This window comes from Rahnella sp. PCH160, assembly GCF_047784855.1.
GTDB lineage: Bacteria > Pseudomonadota > Gammaproteobacteria > Enterobacterales > Enterobacteriaceae > Rahnella.
The window spans coordinates 1,778,935-1,800,792 of sequence record NZ_JBLOGT010000001.1; the positions used below are offsets into that span (position 1 = coordinate 1,778,935).

At 53.6% G+C, this 21,858-nt stretch carries 23 protein-coding genes; 12 read left to right on the forward strand and 11 right to left on the reverse strand.

Annotated features, from left to right (window positions below):
* The first annotated feature begins 163 nt into the window (after nucleotides 1-163).
* Nucleotides 164-724 (forward strand): NlpC/P60 family protein, encoded by a 561-nt coding sequence (locus tag ACM5QY_RS08280; RefSeq protein WP_416120142.1) that lies wholly within the window; start codon nucleotides 164-166, stop codon nucleotides 722-724.
* 51 nt (nucleotides 725-775) lie between these two features.
* Here ACM5QY_RS08280 and mgrA read toward each other — a convergent pair whose 3' ends face one another.
* The 6 genes from mgrA to ACM5QY_RS08310 form a co-directional block, all read right to left on the reverse strand.
* On the reverse strand, nucleotides 776-1,816 hold the full coding sequence (gene mgrA / locus ACM5QY_RS08285; protein ID WP_416120143.1) for an L-glyceraldehyde 3-phosphate reductase: 1,041 nt from the start codon (nucleotides 1,814-1,816) through the stop codon (nucleotides 776-778).
* 239 nt (nucleotides 1,817-2,055) lie between these two features.
* On the reverse strand, nucleotides 2,056-3,039 hold the full coding sequence (gene nrdF / locus ACM5QY_RS08290; RefSeq protein WP_416120144.1) for a class 1b ribonucleoside-diphosphate reductase subunit beta: 984 nt from the start codon (nucleotides 3,037-3,039) through the stop codon (nucleotides 2,056-2,058).
* Between the two features lie 20 nt (nucleotides 3,040-3,059).
* Entirely contained in the window at nucleotides 3,060-5,222 is a 2,163-nt protein-coding gene (nrdE, locus tag ACM5QY_RS08295) for a class 1b ribonucleoside-diphosphate reductase subunit alpha (RefSeq protein ID WP_416120145.1), read from the reverse strand.
* Nucleotides 5,204-5,608: a class Ib ribonucleoside-diphosphate reductase assembly flavoprotein NrdI gene (gene nrdI, locus ACM5QY_RS08300; protein ID WP_416120147.1), complete on the reverse strand. Its 405-nt coding sequence runs from the start codon at nucleotides 5,606-5,608 to the stop codon at nucleotides 5,204-5,206. The genes nrdE and nrdI overlap by 19 nt, the downstream gene beginning before the upstream one ends.
* A 10-nt stretch (nucleotides 5,609-5,618) precedes the next feature.
* Nucleotides 5,619-5,858 carry a glutaredoxin-like protein NrdH gene (gene nrdH, locus ACM5QY_RS08305; RefSeq protein ID WP_416120148.1) on the reverse strand — a complete coding sequence of 80 codons (240 nt, stop codon included), beginning with the start codon at nucleotides 5,856-5,858 and terminating at the stop codon, nucleotides 5,619-5,621.
* 290 nt (nucleotides 5,859-6,148) lie between these two features.
* A complete protein-coding gene (locus ACM5QY_RS08310; RefSeq protein ID WP_416120149.1) occupies nucleotides 6,149-6,580 on the reverse strand; it encodes a carboxymuconolactone decarboxylase family protein in 432 nt (143 codons plus the stop codon).
* Nucleotides 6,581-6,702: 122 nt separating this feature from the next.
* Here ACM5QY_RS08310 and pdxR point away from each other — a divergent pair, with 122 nt between their 5' ends.
* A complete protein-coding gene (gene pdxR / locus ACM5QY_RS08315) occupies nucleotides 6,703-8,175 on the forward strand; it encodes a MocR-like pyridoxine biosynthesis transcription factor PdxR (protein ID WP_416122846.1) in 1,473 nt (490 codons plus the stop codon).
* Nucleotides 8,176-8,303: 128 nt separating this feature from the next.
* Here the strand turns inward: pdxR and ACM5QY_RS08320 are convergent, their stop codons facing one another.
* Entirely contained in the window at nucleotides 8,304-8,600 is a 297-nt protein-coding gene (locus tag ACM5QY_RS08320) for an ElaB/YgaM/YqjD family protein (RefSeq protein ID WP_104924533.1), read from the reverse strand.
* A 318-nt stretch (nucleotides 8,601-8,918) separates the two neighbouring features.
* Between ACM5QY_RS08320 and ACM5QY_RS08325 the strand changes: the two genes are divergently transcribed.
* Together ACM5QY_RS08325 and ACM5QY_RS08330 are read left to right on the forward strand one after the other, a co-directional pair.
* A complete protein-coding gene (locus ACM5QY_RS08325; protein ID WP_416120150.1) occupies nucleotides 8,919-10,115 on the forward strand; it encodes an MFS transporter in 1,197 nt (398 codons plus the stop codon).
* 126 nt (nucleotides 10,116-10,241) lie between these two features.
* The gene (locus ACM5QY_RS08330) at nucleotides 10,242-10,577 is read left to right on the forward strand and encodes a DUF2002 family protein (RefSeq protein ID WP_410150564.1); all 336 of its coding nucleotides are present in this window, start codon (nucleotides 10,242-10,244) and stop codon (nucleotides 10,575-10,577) included.
* Nucleotides 10,578-10,631: 54 nt separating this feature from the next.
* Here the strand turns inward: ACM5QY_RS08330 and ACM5QY_RS08335 are convergent, their stop codons facing one another.
* Nucleotides 10,632-11,072 (reverse strand): DUF1198 domain-containing protein, encoded by a 441-nt coding sequence (locus ACM5QY_RS08335; RefSeq protein ID WP_416120151.1) that lies wholly within the window; start codon nucleotides 11,070-11,072, stop codon nucleotides 10,632-10,634.
* 159 nt (nucleotides 11,073-11,231) lie between these two features.
* Nucleotides 11,232-12,176: a 6-phosphofructokinase II gene (pfkB, locus tag ACM5QY_RS08340; RefSeq protein WP_416122847.1), complete on the reverse strand. Its 945-nt coding sequence runs from the start codon at nucleotides 12,174-12,176 to the stop codon at nucleotides 11,232-11,234.
* 184 nt (nucleotides 12,177-12,360) lie between these two features.
* On the opposite strand from pfkB, the gene ACM5QY_RS08345 reads away from it, so the two are divergent.
* The gene (locus ACM5QY_RS08345) at nucleotides 12,361-12,891 is read left to right on the forward strand and encodes a class IV adenylate cyclase (protein ID WP_416120152.1); all 531 of its coding nucleotides are present in this window, start codon (nucleotides 12,361-12,363) and stop codon (nucleotides 12,889-12,891) included.
* Between the two features lie 74 nt (nucleotides 12,892-12,965).
* Here the strand turns inward: ACM5QY_RS08345 and ygfZ are convergent, their stop codons facing one another.
* A complete protein-coding gene (gene ygfZ, locus ACM5QY_RS08350; RefSeq protein ID WP_416120153.1) occupies nucleotides 12,966-13,958 on the reverse strand; it encodes a tRNA-modifying protein YgfZ in 993 nt (330 codons plus the stop codon).
* 278 nt (nucleotides 13,959-14,236) lie between these two features.
* Between ygfZ and sdhE the strand changes: the two genes are divergently transcribed.
* Together sdhE and ACM5QY_RS08360 are read left to right on the forward strand one after the other, a co-directional pair.
* Nucleotides 14,237-14,503, forward strand: a complete 267-nt coding sequence (gene sdhE, locus ACM5QY_RS08355; protein WP_416122848.1) for an FAD assembly factor SdhE — start codon at nucleotides 14,237-14,239, stop codon at nucleotides 14,501-14,503.
* Nucleotides 14,484-14,936, forward strand: a complete 453-nt coding sequence (locus ACM5QY_RS08360; protein WP_416120154.1) for a protein YgfX — start codon at nucleotides 14,484-14,486, stop codon at nucleotides 14,934-14,936. The genes sdhE and ACM5QY_RS08360 overlap by 20 nt, the downstream gene beginning before the upstream one ends.
* A 23-nt stretch (nucleotides 14,937-14,959) precedes the next feature.
* Here ACM5QY_RS08360 and fldB read toward each other — a convergent pair whose 3' ends face one another.
* Nucleotides 14,960-15,478 carry a flavodoxin FldB gene (gene fldB / locus ACM5QY_RS08365; RefSeq protein ID WP_416120155.1) on the reverse strand — a complete coding sequence of 173 codons (519 nt, stop codon included), beginning with the start codon at nucleotides 15,476-15,478 and terminating at the stop codon, nucleotides 14,960-14,962.
* Between the two features lie 110 nt (nucleotides 15,479-15,588).
* Here fldB and xerD point away from each other — a divergent pair, with 110 nt between their 5' ends.
* The 5 genes from xerD (at nucleotide 15,589) to lysS (ending at nucleotide 21,801) form a co-directional block, all read left to right on the forward strand.
* A complete protein-coding gene (gene xerD, locus ACM5QY_RS08370) occupies nucleotides 15,589-16,548 on the forward strand; it encodes a site-specific tyrosine recombinase XerD (RefSeq protein ID WP_416120156.1) in 960 nt (319 codons plus the stop codon).
* Nucleotides 16,549-16,573: 25 nt separating this feature from the next.
* On the forward strand, nucleotides 16,574-17,293 hold the full coding sequence (dsbC, locus tag ACM5QY_RS08375) for a bifunctional protein-disulfide isomerase/oxidoreductase DsbC (protein ID WP_416122849.1): 720 nt from the start codon (nucleotides 16,574-16,576) through the stop codon (nucleotides 17,291-17,293).
* 6 nt (nucleotides 17,294-17,299) lie between these two features.
* Entirely contained in the window at nucleotides 17,300-19,033 is a 1,734-nt protein-coding gene (gene recJ / locus ACM5QY_RS08380) for a single-stranded-DNA-specific exonuclease RecJ (protein WP_416120157.1), read from the forward strand.
* A gap of 130 nt (nucleotides 19,034-19,163) precedes the next feature.
* Nucleotides 19,164-20,262, forward strand: a protein-coding gene (prfB, locus tag ACM5QY_RS08385) for a peptide chain release factor 2 (protein ID WP_416120159.1) whose coding sequence is annotated in 2 segments (ribosomal slippage) — nucleotides 19,164-19,238 and nucleotides 19,240-20,262 — 1,098 coding nt in all. Because the reading frame shifts where the segments join, the coding sequence is not laid out codon by codon here.
* A 9-nt stretch (nucleotides 20,263-20,271) separates the two neighbouring features.
* Entirely contained in the window at nucleotides 20,272-21,801 is a 1,530-nt protein-coding gene (gene lysS, locus ACM5QY_RS08390; protein WP_416120160.1) for a lysine--tRNA ligase, read from the forward strand.
* The last annotated feature ends 57 nt before the right edge of the window (nucleotides 21,802-21,858 follow it).

Here is a 21,858-nt window from a genome sequence, read left to right on the forward strand (position 1 = left end):
GGGGCTAACAGCCAAAAATTAGAAAGTCTCATTTTGGACTCGTTTTCAGGTGGTTATTTTTTGCTCGTCGGTTATTATTTGCGCACTCAACGACGAGTCACCCGCCTTCTACGCTGGTCTACAGGTAAGGAAGAATTTTATTTTTTGAAAAAAGAACGTTCGCATGTTTCGTATTAAAACGCCTGTCTATTTGTTATTACTGATTATCTCTTCTTTCTTTAGTGTGAATTCCTTTGCCTTCGAATTGCCAAAGGAATTCACGTCTCTCGGGAAAAAGAACTATTCCCATAAAGAAATTTTTAAATTACACAATGAAGCGTCTTTATCCGGTAATAATGGCGACCCCGACGAAATTAAAACGGCATTGTTATCCCAATATTCCCACTGGAAAGGTACGCAGTATCATCTGGGCGGCACCACGCACCAGGGCGTTGACTGCTCGGCGCTGATGCAACATTTGTTCAATGATTCCCTGCATCATCCGTTGCCACGCACGACCTTTGAGCAAATAAAAAACGGCAAAAAAGTGAATAAAAATAACCTTCTGCCGGGCGATTTGGTCTTTTTCAAAACGACAGATGCCGATCGCCATGTGGGTGTTTATATTGGCGACAATCAGTTTATTCATGCTTCTAAAATTGAAGGGGTGACAATATCGTCACTGGATAATCAGTATTGGGTGAATCATTATGAAACAGCGCGCCGTCTGGAATTAATGAGTTAACGCTTCTTTATTAAAAAGGCGAATAAATATTATCCGCCTTTGAATGACTGATTATTTATCTGACGATGCCTGCCACAGATTTAACTGACCGTCTGAGACGTACTGATCAATCTCTGCCAGCTCTCCGGCGGAGAAGCGCAGGTTTTCCAGCGCTTTAACGTTTTCTTCCAGCTGTTCAGGGCGGCTGGCGCCAATCAGCACGGACGTCACGCGATCGTCTTTCAGCAACCAGCTCAGTGCCATCTGCGCCATGCTCTGGCCGCGCTTTTGCGCCATTTCATTGAGCAAACGCAGGCTGTTGAGGTTTTCATCCGTCAGCATTTTTTCATTCAAACCGCGCACTTTATTACCTTCCACCTGCATCCGAGAACCGTCCGGGATCCCGTTCAGATACTTACCGGTCAGCAGCCCTTGCGCCAGCGGCGTGAACGCGATGCAGCCCGCGCCGTTTTGTTTGAGCGTATCCAGCAGACCGCTTTTATCCACCCAACGGTTCAGCAGATTGTAAGACGGCTGATGGATCAGCAGCGGCACTTTCAGCTCGCGCAGCAGTTCTGCCATTTTCTGCGTACGTTCCGGCGAATAAGACGAAATCCCGACATACAGCGCCTTACCGCTTTGCACGGCGTAAGCCAGCGCGGCGGCGGTTTCTTCCATCGGCGTTTCTTCATCGACACGATGCGAATAGAAAATATCGACGTAATCCAGCCTCATGCGTTGCAGGCTTTGATCCAGACTCGCCAGCAGATATTTGCGTGAACCGCCGGAGCCGTAAGGGCCGGGCCACATGTCGTAACCGGCTTTGGTGGAGATAATCAGCTCATCGCGGTAAGACGAAAAATCCTGACGCAGCAACTTGCCAAAATTCTCTTCGGCGGAACCCGGAGGCGGCCCGTAGTTGTTTGCCAGATCGAAGTGCGTGATGCCTAAATCAAAGGCTTTTTGCAGCAGGGCGCGCTGAGATTCCAGCGGGCTGACATGGCCGAAGCTGTGCCACAAACCGAGAGAAAGTGCAGGGAGTTTTAAACCACTCTGGCCGCAGCGGCGAAATTGCATGGTTTCGTAGCGCGAAGGTGAGGCAGCGTAAAGCATGATGTTTCCTTTTTGAATGCGTAGGTTTTTGAAACACTGTTTCTATACTAACGCTCAGAGCAATAAGGGCAACACCGGAAGCTGTTTTTAGCTCCTTCCCCTGCGAAGGGGAGGGTTGGGGTGGGGTATTAATGGCCACTGAGTCGCCGCGCCGGTTGCGAAACCAACACCCCATCCCAGCCTTCCCCTCGTGAGAGAGGAAGGAGCAAAGGCAAAACTGCCGATTCACAAGGGGCTACTTAGAAATCCCAGTCCTCATCTTCGGTGTTGACCGCTTTGCCGATCACGTAGGAAGAGCCGGATCCAGAGAAGAAGTCGTGGTTTTCGTCGGCGTTTGGCGATAATGCTGAGAGGATCGCCGGGTTGACGTCTGCCATGCTGGCCGGAAACAGCGCTTCGTAGCCGAGATTCATCAGCGCTTTGTTGGCGTTGTAGTGCAGGAATTTCTTCACGTCTTCGCTCCAGCCTACGCCGTCGTACAACTCTTCGGTGTAGCGGATCTCGTTATCATACAAATCCTGAATCAGATCAAACGCCTGCTCTTTAATCTGCCGCTGACGTTCTTCACTTTCCAGCGCCAGCGCTTTCTGGAATTTATAGCCGATGTAATAGCCGTGAACCGCTTCGTCGCGGATGATCAGACGGATCAGATCTGCGGTATTGGTAAGTTTGGCGCGGCTCGACCAGTACATCGGCAGATAGAAACCGGAATAAAACAGGAAGGATTCGAGGAACACGCTGGCGACTTTCTTCATCAGCGGATCTTCGCCGTCGTAATACGACAATATGATCGCCGCTTTATTTTGCAGCGCAATGTTTTCCTCGCTCCAGCGATAGGCTTCGTCCACATCCACGGTGGCGCACAGCGTCGAGAAAATCGAGCTGTAAGAACGCGCATGTACCGCTTCCATAAAGCAGATATTCGAGTAAACCGCTTCTTCGTGCGGCGTCACGGCGTCTTTCATCAGCGTCGGTGCGCCAACCACGTTTTGCACGGTATCGAGCAGCGTCAGGCCGGTAAATACGCGGATCGTCAGCTGTTTCTCTTGCGCGCTCAGCGTCGCCCAGGACGGAATATCGTTGGATAACGGCACTTTTTCCGGCAGCCAGAAGTTGGAGGTCAGACGGTTCCAGACTTCCAGATCCTTATCGTCCTGGATCTTGTTCCAGTTGATCGCTTTACTGACCGGCTGCGGCACTAACAATTGTTTTACTGCGCTCATCTTTACGTCCTTTCAATCGGTTACAGCGTGCAGGAAACGCAGCCCTGAACTTCGGTGCCTTCCAGCGCCATCTGGCGCAGACGGATGTAATAAATGGTTTTGATGCCTTTACGCCAGGCGTAGATCTGCGCTTTGTTGATGTCGCGCGTGGTGGCGGTATCGCGGAAGAACAGCGTCAGCGACAGCCCCTGATCGACGTGCTGCGTGGCTTCGGCGTAAGTATCAATGATTTTTTCCGGGCCGATTTCGTACGCATCCTGGTAATAATCCAGATTGTCGTTGGTCATAAATGCCGCCGGATAATACACACGGCCAATCTTGCCCTCTTTGCGGATTTCCACGCGGGACACAATCGGGTGAATACTCGACGTCGAATTATTGATGTAAGAAATCGAACCGGTCGGCGGCACCGCCTGTAAGTTCTGGTTATAGAGGCCGTGCTGCATCACCGAGGCTTGCAGTTCGGCCCAGTCCGCGAGAGTCGGAATGTGAATTCCGCTGTCCGCAAACAGCTCACGAACGCGCGCGGTTTTCGGCTGCCATTTCGCGGCCAGCGCGTCATCGACGTATTTATCAAAATATGCGCCGCTGGCGTAGGTCGAATCGGCAAAGCCTTTGAAGGATTGCTGACGTTCGATGGCAATCTGGTTCGAGGCGCGGATCGCGTGGAAAGCGACAGTGCAGAAATAGATATTGGTGAAATCCAGCCCTTCTTCCGAGCCGTAATAAATCCGCTCGCGGCACAGATAACCGTGCAGGTTCATCTGTCCGAGGCCGATGGCGTGGGAATCCTGATTCCCCTGATCGATGGACGGCACCGAGCGGATATGGCTCATATCCGATACCGCCGTCAGAGCGCGAACCGCCATTTCCACCGTATTACCGAAGTCCGGTGAATCCATCGCCGAAGCAATATTCAGCGAGCCGAGGTTACAGGAAATGTCTTTGCCAATTTGCTGATACGACAGATCTTCGCCGTAAACCGTTGGCGAGTTCACCTGCAAAATCTCCGAACACAGGTTGCTCATATTGATGCGACCTTTGATCGGATTGGCGCGGTTTACCGTGTCCTCGAACATCATGTACGGATAGCCGGATTCAAACTGAATTTCCGCCAGCACCTGAAAGAATTCGCGCGCGTTGATTTTGCTTTTGTGAATGCGTTTGTCATTCACCATCTCTCGGTATTTCTCGGTGATGCTGATTTCGGACATCGGCACGCCGTAAACTTTCTCGACGTGATAAGGCGAGAACAGATACATATCTTCGTTATTCTTCGCCAGTTCGAACGTGATATCCGGGATCACCACGCCGAGGGACAGCGTTTTGATGCGGATTTTCTCGTCGGCGTTTTCACGTTTGGTATCCAGGAAACGCAGAATATCCGGGTGGTGCGCGTTCAGATACACCGCGCCCGCGCCCTGACGCGCGCCGAGCTGATTGGCATACGAGAACGCATCTTCCAGCATTTTCATGATCGGAATCACGCCGGAAGACTGGTTTTCGATGCGCTTAATAGGGGCGCCGACTTCGCGGATATTGGTCAGCATAAACGCCACGCCGCCGCCGCGTTTCGACAATTGCAGCGCCGAGTTCACCGAACGGCCGATGGATTCCATGTTGTCTTCGATGCGCAACAGGAAACAGGACACCAGTTCGCCGCGCTGTTTCTTGCCGCAGTTCAGGAAGGTTGGTGTGGCAGGCTGGAAGCGGCCGGAAATAATCTCATCGACAAACTGCCCCGCGAGCTGGATATCCCCGTGCGCCAGCGTCATCGCGACCATACACACGCGGTCTTCGTAACGCTCAAGATAGCGTTTGCCATCGAAAGTTTTCAGCGTGTAGCTGGTGTAATACTTGAACGCGCCCAGAAAGGTCTGGAAACGGAATTTGTGAGCGTAAGCCCGTTTGAACAGACGCTTGATATCCTCAAATTCGTAACGATCCAGCACGTCGGCTTCGTAATAGCCTTCTTCCACCAGATAACGCAGTTTTTCCGCCAGATCGTGGAAGAAAACCGTGTTCTGATTGACGTGTTGCAGGAAGTATTGGCGCGCGGCCAGGCGGTCTTTATCAAACTGAATCTGGCCGTCAGCGTCGAACAGATTCAGCATCGCGTTCAGCGCGTGATAGTCCGGGCTGCGGGTGCCGGGGTCGGTGAGATTCATTTCTGTCGTTGCCAAAATTCAGTAACTCCCTGTGTAACCTTTGCAACGTCTTCCGGCGTACCCAGTAATTCAAAGCGATACAGGTAAGGCACCTGACACTTCTGGGCGATGATGTCACCGGCTATGCAATACGCTGCGCCGAAATTGGTATTCCCGGCAGCAATAACGCCGCGGATGAGTGAACGGTTATGTTCATCGTTCAGAAAACGGATCACCTGCGTCGGCACTGCGCCTTTCGAAGAACCGCCGCCGTAACTTGGCACCACCAGAATGTACGGCGAGGTGACACGCAATTTTTCAGGCTGACGGTCAATCGGGATGCGGATCGCCGGCAATCCGGTTCTGCCGACGAAACGATGGGTGTTTTCTGAACTGCTGGAAAAATAGACCAACGGATTCATCCGCCGATCCTCAGCACGCGCCCTGAAGCTGGCGAAGTTCGCTGATTTTATCGGGGCGGAAACCAGACCAGTGATCGTCACCGGCGACAATCACCGGAACCTGCTGATAACCCATCGCACGCACCTGGCTGAGCGCCTGAGCATCCCGCGTTAAATCGATCACTTCATAGGCGATGCCATGTTTATCTAATGCACGGTACGTCGCGTTGCACTGGACACAGTCTGGTTTACTGTAAATAATAATGCTCATGATTCGTATTTCCATCTGGTAAGAAATCAGAGACAATTTTTGCCTCACCCGCTGTGCCACTGCTTCAGCCGGGAAGAGGCGCGAGATTCGGTGCCATCGTGGCGTCCCGATGCATTGAATACTAGATGTAGTGATTATATTTTTCAACCACACAATATGTAGATTTTCTAAAATTGCTTATTGCAAAAACGACAAAGCCCGCAGGAAGCGGGCTGGCGGGAGAAAACTTTTTTGGTTCAGATTTTCGCGCAGAGACGTGTTTAAAAAACGCACTGCGTAAATTGCGAAACTTACTGCCGCATACCCACAGCCAGACGGTTAAACGCATTCATCAGACCGATAGCAAAAGTCAGTTCTGAAATTTCCACATCGCTGAAATGTGCTTTCAGCGGTTCAAACGCGCTGTCCGGTGCGCCGGTCGCGGCAATCAGCGTCAGCGATTCTGACCAGGCCAGAGCGGCACGTTCGCGTTCAGAATAGGCATGGCTCACCTGCCATCCCGCCAGCTGATCCAGCTTGGTCTGATTCACATCCATTTTGCGCAGCGCTTTGGAATGCATATCCAGGCAATACGCACAGCCGTTGATTTGTGAAACGCGCAGGAACGCCAGCTCGATGATCACGTTATCCAGCGGGCCATTTTCCAGCGCGCCGAGAGCGGCTTTCATCGGCTCCATCACGGAAGAGGACAGGGAGAAGTATGGCAAACGAAGCGTATTCATGATGATTTCCTGTGGTGAAATTGAGTGATAAATGGATGCGCCGCGCATCTCAATGACGGCTACTTTACGCGGGATATGGTCTATACTACAGGGCCATAAAAACTCTCTTTAAGCAGGTCATGATGAGCCGCTTTAGCCTCGTTTTTTCCCTCGATCCGCAGCACAAGGCACCGCTTTACCGCCAGATTTATCAGCGCGTAAAACGGGCGATCATGGAAGGGCAACTCAAACGGGGCAGCCGGGTGCCTTCTGTGCGTGCGCTGGCCAGCGAGTTGGGCGTGGCGCGTGCGACCGTGGAAAACGCCTACGGCCTGCTGACGGCAGAAGGTTTCCTGCAAAGCCGCGGGCAGGCGGGAACCGTGGTCAGTGCGCCGGAAAGTCTATCCGCATCCGTGCCGTCGTCCGCCACGAAACCCGCGCCGCGCAAACCGATTAACCCGATGCTGCCTTCCGTCTCGTCGCTACCTTTCCAGCTTGGCCTGCCTGCGCTCGATGCTTTTCCGCGTGCGATCTGGTCACGTATTGTGGCGCGCCAGAGCCGTCATACCGCGATGAACGATCTGGGCCATCCGCCGCTGACCGGCATTGACGCGCTGCGTGCGTCAGTGACGCGATATCTTCAGCTTTCCCGTGGCTTTACCTGCCGCCCCGAACAGATTTTTATTTGCGGCGGATATGCGCCGGTGCTGGATCTGATTATCGGCAGCCTTTTGCAGCCGGGCGACGGCGTCTGGCTGGAAGATCCCGGCTATCCGGTCACGCAGGCGTTTTTCCGCGCCGCCGGTGCCACGCTGGTCGCGGTGAATGTCGATGCAGAGGGCATGAACGTTCCGCAGGCCGTGGCGCAACATTCGCACGCCCGTTTTGCCGTGGTGACACCCGCTCATCAAAGCCCGCTCGGCGTGACAATGAGCCTTTCGCGGCGCATGGCGCTGCTGGACTGGGCGGCAAAAGAACAGGCGTGGATTATCGAAGATGATTACGACAGCGAATTCCGCTATCACGGCCAGCCGCTGCCTTCGCTAAAAAGTCTTGATACGCAGGGGCGGGTGATTTATGCCGGGACATTCAGCAAAGTCATGTTTCCGGCGCTGCGTTGCGGATACGTTGTGGTGCCGGAAAGTCTGGTGGAAAAAATCGAAGCCTATTGCCCGCTGCGGATCTGCGGCACGCCGCCGCTGATTCAGGCGAGCATCACCGAGTTTATCGATCAGGGGCATTTTTACCGGCATCTGAAACGCATGCGCCAGCTTTACGCCGAACGGCGTGGTTATCTGGAACAGGCGCTGACGGCGGCGTTTTCACAGGATGTTTTACAGATAAACCAGCAGGCAGGGGGGATCCAGCTTTGTTCCACGCTCAGCCGCGAGCTGGATGATGCGCTGATTGCCAAAAATGCGCGTGAACAGGGGCTGGCGGTGCAGGCGCTTTCCGACTGGCAGGTTCTGCGCCGCGTTCGCCACGACCGGCTGCGGCCTAACGGTTTGCTGATGGGTTTTCCCAACATCAGCTCACAGGAAATGGCGAATTTGCTGGTGGCACGGCTGGCGCAGATTGTTACAGATTCCGGTGTGATAACGGGATCCACAAAATAGAAAACGGAGCCCGAAGGCTCCGTCATCTTTTTAGCAATCGCGCGGCAATGAGGGAGCCACGCGGGTGTTTCAGCTTTTTAACGCATATTCCCGACACAGGAAAGAAACACCGCCAATTGCCTCTTACGTTATCGACGTCCCAACAACACACCGATGACAATACCGATCGCGGCACCCGCACCTACGCCATACCACGGGTTATCTTTCACGTAGTCGTTAGCCGTTGCGGCGGCTTCACGGGCATGCTTAGTCAGGGTTTCACCGTTGAAACGTGAACGGGCATCACGTAAAACACCTTCAGCTTTGCTGCGGATTTTATCCAGTTCGTCCTTGGATTTATTCCCTGCGGACTGAAGCACCTCATCCAGCGTGTCAGCCAGTAAGGTCAGATCCTGATCAATCGTCTTTTCTAATTTCTTAGCCATTCTGTCTCTCCATGTTGTGAACTGTAGATTTCGTTTCGCTAATGCTTTCGTTTAGCTATGAATAAAAGCATAGACCAAAATGTTGTACCCGACGGTTCTTTGAGAACATCGGGCTATGAAAAAGGGGGTTTTCAGGTCATATGGCTGGCGAAAAAGTTCAGGCGGGGCGCGGCTTTACGTGACGCGGTTCAGATTTCTCTGCAAATGCTTTTGAACGTTACAGCCAATAACATTTTTTGCGTCGCTATACGTTTGATCCTCTCCAAAACCTGTTTATGCTATTCATTCCATTCGTCGCGTTTCACGCCGGTCCTGCTCATGTTTTTAAGCTCGTTTCGCTCTAACGCACAGCTCAATAAACGCATTCTGTCGTTCATGCTGTTTACGTTCGTCGTTTACCTGACCATTGGTTTACCGCTCGCGGTATTGCCAGGATTTGTGCATAACACGCTCGGATATAACTCCGTGCTGGCCGGTCTGGTGATCAGCGTCCAGTATTTTTCTACCCTGATCAGTCGTCCGCACGCCGGGCGCTATGCCGACCTGCTGGGGCCGAAAAGGGTGGTGATTTTCGGCCTGATTTGCTGTGGCATAAGCGGCATTTTCTACGCTGCGGCGTACTTCCTGACCGACTGGCCGCTGGCGAGCCTGCTGTTGCTGTGTCTGGCACGCGTCTTCCTCGGTGTGGGCGAAAGTTTTGGCAGCACCGGCACTACACTGTGGGGAATTGGCGCAGTGGGGGCCAAACACACCGCGCGGGTGATTTCGTGGAACGGCGTGGCAACTTACGGCGCGATGGCCGTGGGCGCACCGCTCGGCGTTATGCTCAATCATAGGTTTGGCCTGATGGGCGTGGCCGTGCTGATTGTTGTGGCCGCCGCCATTGCCGCCATTCTGGCCTGCCTGAAAGCGGCGATTTCTGTCACTGCCGGTAAACGCATTGCCTTCAAAGCGGTGGTCGGGCGTATCTGGCTGTACGGTCTGGGGCTCGGTTTTGGGACCATCGGGTTCGGCGTTATCGCCACCTTTATTACGCTGTATTACGCGGATAAAGGCTGGAGCGGCGCAGCGTTCACCCTCACATTATTCAGCCTCGGTTTTGTCGGCGCGCGTCTGGTCTTCGGCAACATGATCAACCGCTTTGGTGGCCTGAGGGTCTCGCTGGTGTCTTTTGTCTTTGAAATCGCGGGCTTGCTGATGATCTGGCAGGGGCACGATCCGCTGTCTGTCCAGTTGGGCGCGTTCCTCACCGGCTCTGGTTTTTCCCTGATTTTCCCGGCGCTGGGCGTCGAGGCGGTGAAACAGGTTCCACCACAGAATCAGGGCACGGCGCTGGGGTTGTATTCCGCCTTTTTGGATCTCGGATTAGGCATCACCGGGCCGGTAGCCGGTCTGATTATTTCCCGTCTTGGCACGCCTTCTATTTATCTGGCAGCGGCCTTTATGGTGGTGGTGGCGTGGCTGCTGACACTCAAAATATGGCTGCAAACCGACACACAAAAGTCCGCTGAATAGCCTTCTTCAGCGCAGGGTATTTGAGTTTAGATAAATCCTAAATACGCCAAAACTCAGGATTTAGGCATTGTTTGGCAGGCTTATTGCGGTAAGGTCGCCTTGCGGTTAAAGAAGCGAGGAGCAACCATGTATTTACGGCCAGATGAAGTGGCACGCGTTTTAGAAACATCCGGATTTGAACGCGATTATATTGATGATAAAGCCTACGGTTATCGCCGTGGCGAACACTATGTGTATGTAAACCGGGAAGCGCGGTTTGGCCGGACTGCCCTGGTAATACACCCGGCGATGAAAGAACGCAGTGAGCGTTTTGCCGAGCCGACGGCATCGTTTCGCAGCAGCGGCGTTTACAAAAATTTCCCGCTGGATGTCTCGAGCGACAGCGAAACGTATTACGGCATCTGCCACGGTTTCAGCTCGCGCCAGATCCTGGCCAGTTATCTGGATAACGTGTTCAGATAATCAGTTATCAATCGCAGACGCAAAAAAGCCGCTGACTCAGCGGCTTTTTTACATCTACACCAGATGGATCTGATTATAGGTTTCGTTGTAATCGCGACGAAACTGCGCCAGTTCAAAAGGCTCGATGTCCAGTTCAGCAAAGTAGAACAGCGCCAGTTCGGCGTGCTCGCTGCTGAGCTGAGGCGGCAGGTGCGCACGCACCAGAATGTTCCGCCAGCGGACAACGTTCTCTTCAGAAGGATCTTTAATAAATGTGTGATAAATAAAAACAACGTAGGCCGCTTTGCGGATCTCTTCAGCATAGCCACCGCTGATTGAGCGGATAAACATCTGGCTCTGTCGTTTGCCCATTTCCAGCAGCATTGAATCAATGTAAACCGGCTTAATTTTTAACAGACTGGCGAGAGAATCGTTCGCTTTACGGGTGTCTGCCGTCATAAACCAATAACCCACAATAAAAACCACAACAATTGCAGCAAGCATAATCCATATCATTCTGGACTCTGGCCTCCGGCCTTTTCTGGCGAGATGTGAAAGGTGCATGCAACACCCGATGCTGCGAGTTTATCTGCTAATGAAAGGAAATACGTGAAGGTGTGACAAAGAATTTACGCGCCGCGAAGTCAGAAGGCCTCGCGGAACGCATTCAGGGCATTAATACGCCGTTGTTTGCTGGCATAAATACTGATAAATCTGCTGAGTATCTTTATCGGAACACAACCGCGTACCGATGTTCAGCGTCGCGGCGCTGCCTGCTGCAACGCCGAAGCGCACGATGTCGGGCAGATCAGCGCCCGCCGCGAGTTTGAGCGTCATCGCCCCCACCATGCTGTCACCCGCACCGACGGTACTCATTTTTTTCACCGGCGGCGGAACCACCTGGAATGCGCCGTGCGCATCAACGGCCAGCGCACCCTGCGGCCCGAGCGAAACCACGACGCGTTCGGCGCCGCCTTCGCGGATAATTTTTTGCGCTGCGGCCAGCACGTCACCCGGGTTTTCCAGCGGACGCCCGGCCAGCGCCGAAAGCTCATTCTGGTTCGGCTTCACCAGCGCCAGACCACCCAGTTTCAGGCCTGCGGCCAGTGCATCACCGGAGCTGTCGAGAATGCAGCGTAAACCGGCGTCCTGCGCTTTGCGGATCAGATCGGTCAGCGCATTGATGTGCGTACCGGGCGGCAGACTGCCGCTGATCACCAGAAGGGAACCGGCAGGAATATTTTCGACTTTTGCACTCAGGCTGGCGAATTCGGATTCCGTCAGCCGCGCACCGGGCATGACAAACCGGTATTGCTCACCGGTATTTTCGGTATGAACGTGCAGGTTTTGCCGCGTCCAGTCCTGAGTCTCCACCGTATCCGTTACGATCCCTTCATCGCGCAATAACTGCGCCAGATGCGCGCCGGTCGGGCCGCCAATCGGGAACAGCGCTGTCGCCTGCCCGCCGAGATGGACAATGGCGCGGGCGACGTTAATTCCGCCTCCGCCCGGTTCAAAAACCGGTGCAGTACAACGCAGTTTGCCTTCAGGATAAATCTTGGGCGTCAGTGTGGCACTGTCGAGTGAAGGTGCCAGAGTCAGCGTTACAATTTTGGTCATCATCGTTCCCTCAATTTTCCAAAAACCTCACTCAGGGTAGCACCCTGACCTGATTTTGCAGCCTTTGATTGCGTATTTAGTAAGCGAGATCAAACCTCCTTGCGGCGGAGCATTCTGTCACGGTAAGGTCAACAAAGGTTCATTAAACACACGTAAAAAAGAGTCAACTTTAAGGGAGTAAGCGATGGCCAGAAATATTGAGATTAAAGCGAAGGTTGATGATTTTTCCGCGCTGTACGAAAAGATTGCGCTGATATCCGACGGACTGCCGGACATTATTGAACAGGATGATACCTTTTTTATCTGCCCGCACGGCCGCCTGAAACTGCGCACGCTGGCGGCAGATCGTGGTGAACTGATCTTCTATCAGCGCCCGGATCAGGCAGGGCCGAAAACCAGTTTCTATACGCTTTCTGAAACTCACGATCCTGACAGTTTGCGTGAAACGCTCACACTGGCGTACGGCGCGGCAGGCAGGGTTATCAAACAACGCACGCTTTTCATGCTCGGGCAAACTCGTTTGCATCTCGACCGTGTAAAAGGGCTGGGCGATTATCTGGAGTTCGAAGTGGTGCTCGACGATAGCGAAACACCGGAGCAGGGTATTGCGATTGCTGAGGAGCTGCTTGAACGGCTGGGGATCGACCGGCAGGAACTGGTGGATCAGGCGTATGTCGATTTGCTTAATCAGAAAGGCAAACATCACCACGCGTAAGCCAGATATCACATTGAGAATTGCCGCCTTCTTTTAACCGTTCGGTCATGAAGAAGGCGGCAGAAAATGCCGAATTATTTGGTTTCTTCCAGTGAGTACGGTAAAGGCTGGATGCTTAAATGGCTGGTTGTATCGTCGCGAACGCGCAGGCTGGCGTCGGCTTCCAGATCGTTGTTAAGAACTGCCTGAACCCAGACGGTGCCATCACTAAGCTGAACTGCAGCCAGCACGGTGCCGGTACGACGCCAGTTTTCACCGAGTTGCAGTTCGAGATCGTCTGCCGGCGCTGGCACTTTCGAGGCTTTACCCGACAGCCAGTATAGTGCGCGTTTGTTCGCACCACGGTATTTCGCGCGTGCAACCATCTCCTGACCAGCGTAACAACCTTTGGTAAAGCTGATCCCGTCAAGTGCCTGAATATTGGTGGCCTGCGGGATAAATTGCGCGGTGTTGGCGGTATCAATAACCGGGAAACCGGCCTCAATATCCAGCGCCAGCCACTGCTGGCTGTCGTTGCGCTGCGCCTGTTCACCCAGTTCTTCCACCACCTGACGGGCTTTTTCCGGACTGGTGACAATCAGAAAACGCTCGGCGGGCAGGGAGAAATGCAGCAGAGTCGTTTCATCCTGCTGTACAACCGGCTGTTCTGCTGTTGGCAGCGTCGAGAATAACCCTGTGAGCGCAGCACTGGCCTGAAAACCGGCCACACCGAGCAGCACCACGTCATCATCGGCGGTGAAGGTAATTTTCGAAAATACCGCGTATTTCTTTATCTCTGTCAGTTGAGTGTCACGCAGATTGCGACGCTCAATATAGGCCATGCCATCGCCACGCGTGAACAGACGCAGGTTGCTCCACATTTTTCCTTTGGCGTCGCAATGTGCGCAAAGAGTGTGGTGGTTGGCCGCCAGCGCATCGATGTCAGCGGTCACCTGACCTTGCAGATATTTCACCGTGTCGGCACCGGTTATGGTCACTAAAGCCCAGTCTTCCAGTGAAATCAGGGTCAGCGGCAGATGGGAAGATGCTGAAGGTTTTTGCGGTGGAAAGGGGAATGCGTTAGCCATTTTCTTATCCCGGTCAATGAAATGTGACTGATGCCTCATGGTAAAAGAGCCCACCGGCTTTGAAAACAGTTATTGGTGCCTTTTACGGGATGCCTTCCAGAGAATGTAAAGCCAGCGACAGGTTTGCAGCAGGTTTTACGGCACATCACGTAGATTGACAAAACAGGGCACTGAAAAGTTACTTATGACGGCTGACGGCTGATAGAATCGCTTTCTATATAAAAGAATTCTCATTCTGTATCCCCAAAAAGAGTCTCATTATGGAAAGCAAAAACCAACTGGATATCAATAACCGTTCCCGTATTCACTGGGCCTGTCGTCGCGGTATGCGCGAGCTGGATATCTCCATCATGCCGTTTTTTGAGCATGAATATGATTCGCTGACCGATGCCGACAAAGAACTGTTTGCTCGCCTGCTGACCTCAGACGATCCGGATTTGTTCAACTGGCTGATGAACCACGGCGAACCGAAAGACACAGAATTACAACGCATGATTGCCCTTATTCAGACTCGAAACAAAGCCCGTGGCCCTGTGGCGATGTGATCTCAGGGTGTCCTGGCGCAGTCAGCTCATTTCACTGGGGTCTTACGGTGGTGTGATGTTACTGATTTTGCTGGCACCCTGGCCTGCGGGTTACTGGCCGGTATGGATAGCACTGCTTTTGCTGGTGCTGTTTGAATGCATCCGCAGCCAGCGGCGTATTACTGCCCGAACCGGCGAAATTATCCTGCTTGAGGATAATCGCCTGTTGTGGCGTGGCCATGAATGGCAAATTAAGCAGCCGGTCTGGATGATAAGCAGCGGCGTGTTGCTGACATTGCGCCGCGAAAAACGCAAAGGCGGGCTGGCGCAGGCGATGCGCAGCTCAAGACAACGGCTATGGCTGGCGTCGGACAGTATGGGGCTGGATGAATGGCGGCACTTGCGCCAGATATTGCTGCGCGCTGATCCGCGCAGCCCGGCTGAACCGGGCTGAGGTATTTGCTGGTCCGGTAAGGGCTACAGCAGAGCGTCCATTTCCAGCAGGATCTGTTCGCACCACTGTTGCAGGCGCTCGTCGGTGAGATCAAACTGGTTGACGTCGTCGAGTGCGAGGCCGACAAAATGTTTGCCGTCGGCACTGAGCGGTTTCGGGCTGGTGAATTCGAAACCTTCCGTCGGCCAGAAACCGATGAAGCGAACGCCCAGCGGAACCAGCTGATGATAAAGCATGCCGAGCGCGTCGAGGAACCACTCGCTGTAACCGAGCTGATCACCCATGCCGTACATGGCGACAATTTTTCCGCGCAATTTTAGCGTAGGCAGCTCATTCCAGACGGCTTCCCAGTCCTCCTGAATCTCGCCGAAATCCCATGTCGGGATGCCGAGGATCAGGATGCTGTAGTCTTCCATCTTATCGGGCTCAACATCTTTAATGTTGTGCAAATCAACCAGATCTTCGCCCAAAATATCGCGAATTTTCTCCGCGGCCATTTCGGTGTAACAGGTGCTGGAACCGTAGAAAAGTCCAATTTTCATGCTTGCTGCCATAACGTCATCAGAATACGAATGGCAGGCAGTGTAGCAGATTTGGGTGAATGAAAGGCATAATGGCGGGTGTCGTCTGTACGCAAGCAACAGGAGTCGGGATGCCAAAACAAGATAATGCAGGCCATCAGGAGATAACGCCTGAACAGGCTGCGCCAGCCGTCAATCAGGCCGATCAGGCCCTGACGGAACAGTTTCTCGATATGCTCTGGATTGAGCGCAATCTCGCAGAAAATACGCTTTCATCTTATCGTCAGGACCTGAAATCGCTACTGGGCTGGATGCATCACAATGAGACAGATTTGTTGCACGTCAGTGCCGGGGATTTACAATCCTTCCTGTCTGAGCGCATTGAAGGCGGCTATAAAGCAACCAGCTCAGCACGTTTGCTCAGCGCGATGCGCCGACTGTTTCAGTATATGAACCGTGAATCTGTGCGGCAGGACGACCCGACGGCGCTGTTGTCTTCGCCGAAGCTTCCGCAGCGTTTGCCGAAAGATCTCAGCGAAGCCCAGGTTGATGCGCTGCTGGCCTCGCCGGTAGTGGATGTTCCGCTCGAACTGCGCGATAAAGCCATGCTCGAATTGCTCTACGCCACCGGTTTGCGTGTATCCGAACTGGTCGGGCTGACGCTCAGCGATATCAGCCTGAGGCAGGGTGTGGTGCGGGTGATCGGTAAAGGCAACAAAGAACGGCTGGTGCCGATGGGCGAAGAAGCGGTGTACTGGCTGGAGAATTATTTCGAGCACGGAAGGCCGTGGCTGCTGAACGGTCAGTCTCTGGATATTGTGTTCCCCAGCAGCCGGGCGCAGAAAATGACGCGGCAGACATTCTGGCATCGCATCAAACACTATGCGATCCTTGCCGGTATTGATGCGGAACGGTTATCCCCCCACGTGTTGCGCCACGCATTTGCAACCCATCTGTTAAACCACGGTGCGGATCTCCGCGTTGTGCAAATGTTGTTAGGTCACAGTGACTTATCAACGACTCAAATCTATACCCATGTAGCGACTGAACGACTCAAACTGCTACATCAACAACATCATCCCCGCGCGTGACGTGCCAGGGAAAAAGGACGAAATGATGAAAAAAGGTTTAATGCTGCTGACCCTTCTGGCTGCGTGTATAAGTTCCGTGGCACAGGCTGACGACGCGGCAATCAAAGCCACGCTGAACAAGCTGGGAATGAACAATGCCGACATTCAGGCGACGCCGGTCAACGGCCTGAGTGCGGTTTCCACCGACAGCGGCGTCATTTATATCACCAGTGACGGCAAACACGTTTTGCAGGGCCCGATGTACGATGTCAGCGGCAGTCAGCCGGTCAACGTGACCAATAAGGCGCTGGTGAAAAAACTCGATGCGCTGCAAAAAGAGATGATTATCTACAAGGCTAAAAACGAGAAGCACGTGATCACCGTCTTTACGGACATCACCTGCGGCTATTGCCACAAGCTGCATCAGCAAATTCAGGACTATAACGACCTCGGGATTACCGTGCGTTATCTGGCGTTCCCGCGCCAGGGCCTGAATTCCAAAACTGAAAAAGATATGCAATCCATCTGGTGTACCGGCAATCGCAAAGCCAGTTTTGATGCAGCGATGCGGGGTGATGAGATTACGGAAGCGACCTGCAAAAGCAGCGATATCGCGAAACATTTCGAGCTGGGCGTGCAGTTTGGCGTGACAGGGACTCCGGCCATTGTGCTGGAAGATGGTACTTTGATCCCCGGTTATCAGCCGCCAAAAGAAATGGCCGCGATGCTTGACCAGCGTGATCCTTCACATAAAACCGGTGGTTGATTTTTCGTGACCTTGCAGACTCAACTTCGCCGCCGTGAGGTGGCGACTGGCGTGGATCTTCCCGCTGAACTTTCCCCGTTATTGCGCCGGTTATATCTGGCCCGTGGCGTTAAGCAGAGCAAGGAACTGGAGCGCAGCGCGGCAGGTTTGCTGCCGTATCAGCAACTTGATGGCATCGATACTGCGGTGAAATTGCTGCAAAAAGCCCTGAGCGATCGGATGCGCATTATTATCGTCGGCGATTTTGATGCCGATGGCGCAACCAGCACGGCGCTCACGCTGCTTTCTTTGCGCAGTATGGGCTGCGGTAATCTGGATTATCTGGTGCCGAACCGTTTTGAAGACGGCTACGGCCTCAGTCCGGAAGTAGTAGAACAGGCGGCATCACGCGGTGCTGAGCTGATCCTGACCGTCGATAACGGGATTTCATCGCACGCCGGTGTGGAGCTTGCGCACGCCAAAGGCATCCAGGTACTGGTCACCGACCATCACCTGCCGGGCGAAACGTTGCCGGACGCAGAAGCGATTATTAACCCTAATCTGCACGGCTGTGAGTTCCCGTCTAAATCTCTGGCGGGCGTTGGCGTCGCGTTTTACCTGATGCTGGCGCTGCGCAGTGCGTTGCGCGAAAGCGGCTGGTTTGAGCAAAACAATCTGGCGGTTCCGAATCTTGCGGAACATCTGGATCTGGTGGCGCTGGGCACGGTGGCGGACGTTGTGCCGCTCGATGCCAATAACCGCATCATGGTTTATCAGGGGCTGAACCGCATTCGCGCGGGGAAATGCCGTGCCGGTATTCGTGCGCTGCTGGAAGTTGCCGGTCGTGAAGCGCGCACGCTGTGCGCCAGTGATCTGGGTTTCGCGCTCGGGCCACGGCTGAATGCCGCCGGACGTCTCGATGATATGTCCGTCGGCGTGGCGTTGTTACTCAGCGAAGACATTGGTCAGGCGCGTGCACTGGCCAGTGATCTGGATGCGCTGAACCAAACGCGCCGAGAAATAGAGCAGGGGATGCAGGTTGAAGCGCTGGCGCTGTGCGACAAACTTGAGCGCAGCACTGACGCGTTGCCGTTCGGGCTGGCGATGTACCATCCGGAGTGGCATCAGGGCGTGGTGGGCATTCTGGCCTCGCGTCTGAAAGAACGCTTTAACCGGCCGGTGATCGCGTTCGCGCCTGCGGGTGACGGTATTCTCAAAGGTTCTGGCCGTTCGATTGCCGGTTTGCACATGCGCGATGCGCTGGAACGTATTGATACGCTGAACCCTGGCCTGATGATGAAGTTTGGTGGCCACGCGATGGCGGCAGGTTTATCACTCGAAGAAGGTAAATTCGACGAATTTCGTGACCGTTTCGCCGAACTGGTCGGCGAATGGCTGGATCCGTCGCATCTTGAAGGCGTGGTCTGGTCGGACGGCGAACTTTCCGCGCATGAGCTGACGATTGATACTGCGGAAATGCTGCGCAATGGCGGCCCGTGGGGGCAGGCATTCCCGGAACCGACGTTTGACGGCACTTTCCGTATCCTGCAACAAAAGCTTCTGAAAGAGCGCCATCTGAAGCTGATGATCGAACCGCTGGGTGGCGGCCCGCTGCTCGACGGTATCGCGTTTAATATCGATCCGACATTCTGGCCGGACAGCAGCATTCGTGAAGTGCAGCTGGCATACCGTCTGGATATCAATGAATTTCGGGGAAATCGCAGCGTTCAACTGATCATCGAACATTTATGGCCGAAATAAGCGGTTTTCATCCCGAATAAAGCCTGCAAAAAAACGGCTCCTTGCTATAAAAAGACCGCTAATTCCGTTAGAATCGGCGGTTCGAATGGCATTGGGCCAACTCCGAATCTAACGTAAGACGCGAAAAATCATGTTTGAAATTAATCCGGTTAAAAACCGCATTCAGGACCTGTCCGAGCGGACAGTCGTTCTTCGGGGGTATCTTTGACTATGATGCCAAGAAAGAACGCCTCGAAGAAGTAAACGCCGAGCTCGAACAGCCGGACGTCTGGAACGAACCTGAACGCGCACAGGCGCTGGGTAAAGAACGTTCCGCACTGGAAGCTATCGTTCAAACTATCGACGAGTTACTGCAGGGTGCCGAAGATGTCACCGGCCTGCTGGAGCTGGCTGTTGAAGCTGACGATGAAGACACGTTCAACGAAACCGTTGCAGAACTTGATGTGCTGACCGGCAAGCTGGAACAGCTTGAATTCCGTCGCATGTTCTCCGGCGAATACGACAGCGCCAGCTGCTATCTTGACATTCAGGCGGGCTCCGGCGGTACCGAAGCGCAGGACTGGGCAAGCATGCTGCTGCGTATGTATTTACGCTGGGCTGAAGCCAGAGGCTTCAAAACGGAAGTGATTGAAGAGTCTGACGGCGAAGTCGCAGGCCTGAAATCCGCTACCATCAAAATCATCGGCGACTATGCGTTTGGCTGGCTGCGTACTGAAACCGGCGTTCACCGTCTGGTGCGTAAGAGCCCGTTTGACTCCGGTGGCCGTCGCCATACGTCTTTCAGTTCCGCGTTTGTGTATCCGGAAGTGGACGATGACATCGCAATCGAAATTAACCCGGCAGACCTGCGTATCGACGTATACCGCGCGTCCGGCGCGGGTGGTCAGCACGTCAACAAAACGGAATCTGCGGTACGTATTACCCACATTCCGACCAACATTGTGACCCAATGTCAGAACGACCGCTCCCAGCATAAAAACAAAGATCAGGCCATGAAGCAGATGAAAGCGAAGCTTTATGAGTATGAGATGCAAAAGAAAAATGCGGATAAACAGCAGCTGGAAGACAACAAGTCTGACATCGGCTGGGGCAGCCAGATTCGTTCTTACGTGCTGGATGATTCCCGAATTAAAGATTTGCGTACGGGCGTCGAAACACGAAATACGCAGGCCGTGTTGGATGGCGACCTGGATAAATTCATCGAAGCCAGTTTGAAAGCCGGGTTATAAGGAACCAACATGTCTGAACAACAACAAGCCGCGCAAGGCGCAGAAAACGTACCAGATCTCAATAACGAGCTGAAAGCACGTCGTGAGAAGCTGGCTTTGCTGCGCGAATCCGGTATCGCTTTCCCTAACGATTTCCGTCGTGACAGCATTTCTGACGATCTGCATGCGAAATACGGCGAGAAGACCAACGAAGAACTGGAAGCCTTAAACGTCAAAGTTACCGTCGGTGGCCGTATGATGACCCGCCGTATCATGGGCAAGGCGTCTTTCGTGACCTTGCAGGACGTTGGCGGTCGTATCCAGCTTTACGTTGCGCGTGATGACCTCGCGGAAGGCATCTACAACGAGCAGTTCAAAAAATGGGATCTGGGCGATATCCTGGGTGCGACCGGTAAACTGTTCAAAACCAAGACCGGCGAACTGTCGATCCACTGTTCTGAACTGCGTTTGCTGACCAAAGCGCTGCGTCCGTTGCCGGATAAATTCCACGGTTTGCAGGATCAGGAAGCGCGTTACCGTCAGCGTTATCTTGACCTGATCGCCAACGACGATTCCCGTAAAACCTTCAAGATCCGTTCTCAGATCATGTCGGGTATCCGCAGCTTCATGGTGGAAAATGGCTTCATGGAAGTCGAAACCCCGATGATGCAGGTGATCCCAGGTGGTGCGGCGGCGCGTCCGTTCATCACTCACCACAATGCACTCGACATCGACATGTACCTGCGTATTGCGCCGGAACTGTATCTGAAACGTCTGGTTGTCGGTGGCTTCGAACGCGTTTTCGAAATCAACCGTAACTTCCGTAACGAAGGCGTTTCTCCGCGTCACAATCCTGAGTTCACCATGATGGAACTTTACATGGCGTACGCGGATTACAAAGACCTGATCGTCTTGACCGAAACCCTGTTCCGCACCCTGACTGAGTCTGTTCTGGGCAGCAGTGTTGTGCAGTACGGCGATCAGACTTTCGATTTCGGCAAGCCTTTCGCCAAACTGACCATGCGTGAAGCTATCTGCAAATACCGTCCTGAAACCAACGTTGCCGATCTGGACGACCTGGCGAAAGCGACCGCGATTGCAGAATCTATCGGTATCAAAATTGAGAAGAGCTGGGGGCTGGGCCGTATCGTGACTGAGATCTTCGAAGAAACCGCCGAAGCGCAGTTGATCCAGCCAACCTTCATTACTGAATACCCGGCAGAAGTTTCTCCGCTGGCGCGCCGTAATGATGAAAACCCTGAAATTACTGACCGTTTCGAATTCTTCATCGGTGGTCGTGAAATCGGTAACGGCTTCTCCGAGCTGAACGACGCAGAAGACCAGGCGCAGCGCTTTGCTGACCAGGTTTCTGCAAAAGATGCAGGCGATGACGAAGCGATGTTCTATGACGAAGACTACGTGACAGCGCTGGAACACGGCCTGCCACCGACTGCCGGTCTGGGCATCGGTATCGACCGTATGGTGATGTTGTTCACGAACAGCCACACCATCCGCGACGTGATCCTGTTCCCGGCAATGCGTCCTCAGACGCAAAAATAAGTCCCGCCGGAAACAACAAAGGGCGCTCCGGCGCCCTTTTTCGTGTCTGAGATCACG